We start from the raw sequence: 4,962 nt of genomic DNA on the forward strand, positions 1-4,962 counted from the left end.
CTGGTCGGCCCCGCGGTGGCCAAGGACCTGTGCCTGACCGGCCGCACGCTCACCGCCGCCGAGGCGCTCGAGCTGCGCGCGGTGGAAGAGGTGGTCCCGGACGGCCAGGCCACCACCCGCGCGATCGAGTGGGCCCGGCAGTTCGTGGGCGGCCCCCGGATGGCGCTGCGGGCGGTCAAGGAGGCCGTCGACCGCGGCATCGAGATCGACCTGGCCACCGGCCTGAGCATCGAGCGCGCCCTGTTCGCGGCGCTGTTCGCCACCGAGGACCGCGAAGTGGGCATGCAGTCGTTCATCGACTCCGGACCCGGCAAGGCCGACTTCCTCGGCCGCTGACGGTGGCCGTCGACCTCGCCCTGGGGCTACGGGACGTCCTCGACGCGGCCGCCGAGCTGGCGGCCGCGCAGGACGAGGACGCCGTCCTGCACATCGCCATCCGTCGGGCCCGCCAACTCGTGGGCACCGACCTGGCCTACGTGATGCTGCTGGACCCCGAGCGCGGCGACACCTACATGCGGATGGCCGAGGGCGCCACCAGCCCGAGGTTCGACACCATCAGGCTGGGCATGGGGCTCGGGCTGGGCGGGCAGGTCGCCGAGGCCATGGCACCGCGCTGGACCCGCAACTACCTGGCCGACGAGCAGTACACGCACGTCATCGACCCGATCATCCGCGACGAGGGCGTCAAGGCGATCCTCGGCGTGCCCGTGCGCACCCACGGCCGGCTCACCGGGACGCTGTTCACCTCCGACCGCGGCGAGCGCGACTTCACCCAGGACGAGATCACCCTGGTCGCGCTGCTGGCCGACCAGGTCTCCGCGGCACTCACCGCCGCCGAACGCGCCTCCCGCCGCAGACGGGAACTGGACGAGACCCGCGACGCCCTCGACGCCGAGCGCGCCCAGACCGCGCGCCTGGCCGCGACCGTGGACCTGCACGAGCGCCTCACCCGGCTGGTGGTGGCCGGGGCCACGGTCCCGGAGATCGTGGACCTGCTGGTCGACATCGAGGGGGGCACCGCCGCCGTCTTCGACCTGGCCCACCGGGAGATCGGCGCCGCCCGGTCCGCCGAGGGCCCGCCGGCCGAGCTGCTCCGGCGGGTCCTGGAGGAGGTCGCCGCGGACACCGAGCGCATGGTCACACTCAAGGAGGAGGGCCACCTCGTCGTCGTCAACCCCGTCGTCACCGGCTCCGACCACCTGGGGTACGTCACCTACGCCAGCCGGGGCTCCGTCCCGGCCATCGGTCGGGTGCTGGAGCGGGTGAGCTCGGTGATCGCGCTGATCCTGCTGGGCCACCGCGCGCGGGACGAGGCCGACAACCGCGTCCGCGGCGAGCTCCTGGCCGAGCTGCTCTCCCCCGGCGAGCACGACCTCGAGGCGATCGGCCGCAGGGCCACCCTGCTGGGCGTCGACGTCCACGCCGACCTGATCGCGCTGGTGATCACCCCCGCCGAGACGCGGATGTCCCGGGCTCTACAGACGGAGTGCCGGTCGCTCGCCCGGGCCGACGGCGGGCTGGTGACCACCTACGGCGACCGCGCGGTGATGCTCCTACCCGGGTCGGATGCCGGTGAGACCGCCCGCGACGTGGCGACCCGGCTCAGCCCTCACTCGGCGACCGTGGGCGCGTCCGGCCCGACCGGTGACCTGGTCGCCGTGACCGACCATGTCGAGCGGGCCCGGCGGGCCGCGCAGCTGCTCGTGGCTCTGGGGCGCGCGGGCGAGGGGGCGGCGACCGAGGAGCTGGGCCTGTACGGGTTGCTGTTCAGTGAGGTCGACCGCGGTGACGTCACCCAGTTCATCGAGCGCAACCTCGGGCCGATCCGCCGCTACGACCGCGACCGCGGGACCGCCCTGCTGGAGACCCTGAGCGCCTGGTTCGCCGCCGATGCCAGCCCCTCGGGCACCGCCGACCGGCTCTACGTCCACGTCAACACCGTGTACCAGCGGCTCGACCGGCTCGACTCGGTCCTCGGCCCCGGATGGCGTCGCGGCGACCGCGCGATGGAGCTACGCCTCGCTCTACGGATGTGGGAGCTGCGCGGCTCCTGAACGCGGCCCCGTCGCCGCTCCTGCCCACCCCTTCCCCGCAACGCCGCGGTTGGCGGACCTCTCGCCGGGATTTCGGCTCTGGGACCTGCGAGATGCCCGCCAAGTTGGGCTGTCACCTGAGTCGGGTGCCGCGGCCGGGCTGGATGCCTCGTCGTCGCGTGTCGTTGTTGCTGTCGTCGTCGCTGCCGTCGCGATCCGTCTCAGGCCTCCGACAGTCTTGGCATAGCGTCCAAATAGGGCTGCGACCTCCCAATGCCTCGCAGTATGGAAGATGAGACACATGTCAGGTTCCCTGTTGAACTGCACTTTTGGTGCGAATCGCGAAACTGTGACGTTGTTTACAAAACCGTTACTTCCGTTTGCTACCGGCCAGTAGGTAAACGATAATAAATGCGATACGTCAACAAGAGTGTTGGCGCCGACCCTCACCTCCACCGGAAAGGCCCACCCATGAGCACCACGCCCCAGACCTCCCCGACTGCCTCCCCGACGCAGAACCGCCGCAAGAAGGCCCGCGCCATCATGGCCTCCGGTCTGGTGCTGGGCGTCGGTGCCGCGGTGACCCTGGCCGCCTGGTCCGACACGGCGTGGGGCGTGAGCGAGTTCGGTACCACGGGCAGCGACTTCAACATCCAGGCCCACTTCAACGCCACCGAGGGGTGGAACGAGTTCGTCACCAAGGACAAGGCCGGCACCATGCAGTTCGGACCCGCCTCCAAGGCCCTGGTCCCGGGAGTGCCCGTCTACCAGCTGGTGGGCCTGCACGAGAACAAGGGAAAGCTCGGCGCGGATGTCACCATCGCGCAGCAGAGCGTCGCCTCCAACGCGCTGACCAGCAAGGTCGCCGTGTCGATCGCCGAGCTCGGCGGTGGCTCGACCCCGCCGTCCAACTGTTCCTCGGCAGCCAGCTTCACCACCGTGGGGACGCTCGCCGCCCCCACGACCTCCACGACCCGCGTGGAGAAGAACGACTACAAGTGGCTGTGCTTCCGCGCCGAGCTCGCCCCGACCGCCGGACTGGATTCCGCCGGCATCGCGCCCGCCCCCGTGTTCTGGAACTTCGACGCGCAGAGCGACGACGCCTGACCCGCGACGACCACCTGATCCGAGACCGACGAACGACACGCGAGAGGTGATGGCCGTGCAGACCGCAGCACCGATGTCCCACAGCGGAACCCCGGCCCGCACCGCGGGAGCGCACCGCGCCCCCGGCAGGTCATTCGGCTCCTACCTCGCCGGCGGGCTGGCCAATCTGCTCGCCGCCGGCGGGGTGGTGGCGGTCGGTCTCGTGATCGCGGCGGTGACGATGAACATCACGCTCATCATGTTCAAGACCGGGTCCATGTCCCCCACGATCCCCACCGGCTCCGTCGCCGTGGTCAAGGAGATCAGTGCGGACGAGATCCGGGTGGGCGACGTCGTCACCGTCGACCGTCCCGGCCGGCTGCCCGTCACCCACCGGGTGATCGAGGTCCATCCGCAGGTGCCCGGCGAGGCGCTCATCCTGATGCAGGGCGACGCCAACCCGAACCCCGATCCGGGGATGTACCGGGTCGAGAGCGTCCGCAAGGTGCTGTGGTCGGTGCCCGGGCTGGCGAACGTGATCGTCTGGGCCGGGAACCCGCTGGTCCTGGGTTCGATCACCCTGCTCGCCGCGCTCGGGGTCCTGTGGACCTTCTGGCCGGGGCGCGACGACGACGACGAGGTCGCGCGGTGACCCTCCGGCAGCATCCGGTGCGGGCGCTCGTGGCGGTCCTCGGCGCCCTCGCCCTGCTCCTGACGACGGCCCTGGCACTCGGTTCGATCCGGCCCACCGAGGCGACGTGGTCCGACCGCGCAGTGGGCGCGGCCGAGTTCGGGGCCGCCAATCCGCACCAGAACACGCGCTTCGCCCGCGCGATGTCGACCTTCGGCCAGATGGAACGAGCGGTCCGGGACAGCGACGTCGGCGCCGTCACCGCCTTCCGCCAGAGCCCCGACACGTCCCGCCAGGTCGTCGGTCCGGCGACGCACAGCAGCACCGGCTCCTTTCCCACTTTCCTGCTCCCCCTGACCACCGTGGGATTCTCGTGCTCGACGCTCGATGCGCAGTCGCGGTGCGAGAACGGGAACCCCACCGGCGTGGCCGCCGCCACCGCCGGCGCGGTCTCCGAGACCCGATCTCTGGACGTGCGGACGGCCAGCATCCTGGGGGCGGACCTGGTCAGCTACTCGGGCAGGAACCCGATTCGCGCGACCGCGGCCTGCTCCCCCACCGCCGGGGCGGCGACCCTGAGCTCGGACGGGCCGGTGATCCTGGGCCGGAACGGTCTCTTCGAGCAGGAGGTCCGCGTGGCGATGCCCGGTCCGAACTCGGAGCAGACGGGGTACCGGAGCTGGGGCAGCTACGACTACGTCGCCACCCTCCAGCACGTGAGGAAGGAGGGTCCCGGATACGCCCTGTCCCAGCTGCGGCTGCGCGTCAATGCCACCGGCACGGGCGGCGCCGAACGCTGGAACCTCACCCTGATCCTCGCTCACGCCGAGTGTGGGGTCGACCGGGCTGCCACGGCGGCCCCCACCCGTCCCCACAGCGGCGAATGGCCGATCCTCTCGGCACAGACCAGCCGGATGATGGTCGCCCAGGCCGACGCGCCGGTCGCCACGCCGTCCGAGGTCGCCGCCGCCGACGGCCGCGAGGCCCCGGACGAGGAGCCGGACGAGGAGCCGGACGAGGAGCCGGCCAGCGACGTGCACGTCATCGACGCGTCGGAGCCGAGCACGAGCACACCCAGGACCACGACGCCGGTCGAGCACTCCGAGCCCGCCGACACGTCCACCGGGAAGGCCGCTGTCGCTGACGAACCGCAGCGACCGGCGACCGTCACACCCGGCCGGTGGTTCACGGTGGTGGGCCGCGACGGCGTCG

The 4,962-nt window shown here is 71.6% G+C and carries 5 protein-coding genes; all 5 read left to right on the forward strand.

The window, feature by feature from the left end:
- Positions 1-336, forward strand: a 336-nt coding sequence (locus G6031_RS08720; RefSeq protein ID WP_241737263.1) for an enoyl-CoA hydratase-related protein, incomplete at its 5' end; no start/stop codon positions are given.
- Positions 337-338: 2 nt separating this feature from the next.
- Positions 339-2,054 carry a helix-turn-helix domain-containing protein gene (locus G6031_RS08725; RefSeq protein WP_182653032.1) on the forward strand — a complete coding sequence of 572 codons (1,716 nt, stop codon included), beginning with the start codon at positions 339-341 and terminating at the stop codon, positions 2,052-2,054.
- 450 nt (positions 2,055-2,504) lie between these two features.
- Complete coding sequence (locus G6031_RS18660) at positions 2,505-3,140, forward strand: SipW-dependent-type signal peptide-containing protein (protein ID WP_206682152.1); 636 nt, start codon at positions 2,505-2,507, stop codon at positions 3,138-3,140.
- A 55-nt stretch (positions 3,141-3,195) separates the two neighbouring features.
- A complete protein-coding gene (locus G6031_RS08735; RefSeq protein ID WP_346034313.1) occupies positions 3,196-3,771 on the forward strand; it encodes a signal peptidase I in 576 nt (191 codons plus the stop codon).
- On the forward strand, positions 3,768-4,962 hold a 1,195-nt coding region (locus G6031_RS08740; protein ID WP_206682153.1), incomplete at its 3' end, for a hypothetical protein. The genes G6031_RS08735 and G6031_RS08740, both read left to right, overlap by 4 nt.

This window comes from Dietzia sp. CQ4 (assembly GCF_014145125.1).
GTDB lineage: Bacteria > Actinomycetota > Actinomycetes > Mycobacteriales > Mycobacteriaceae > Dietzia > Dietzia natronolimnaea.

Coding starts and splice junctions, on each gene's coding strand:
- G6031_RS18660 (WP_206682152.1), top strand. CDS start 2,505: ATGAGCACCACGCCCCAGACCTCCCCGACTGCCTCCCCGACGCAGAAC.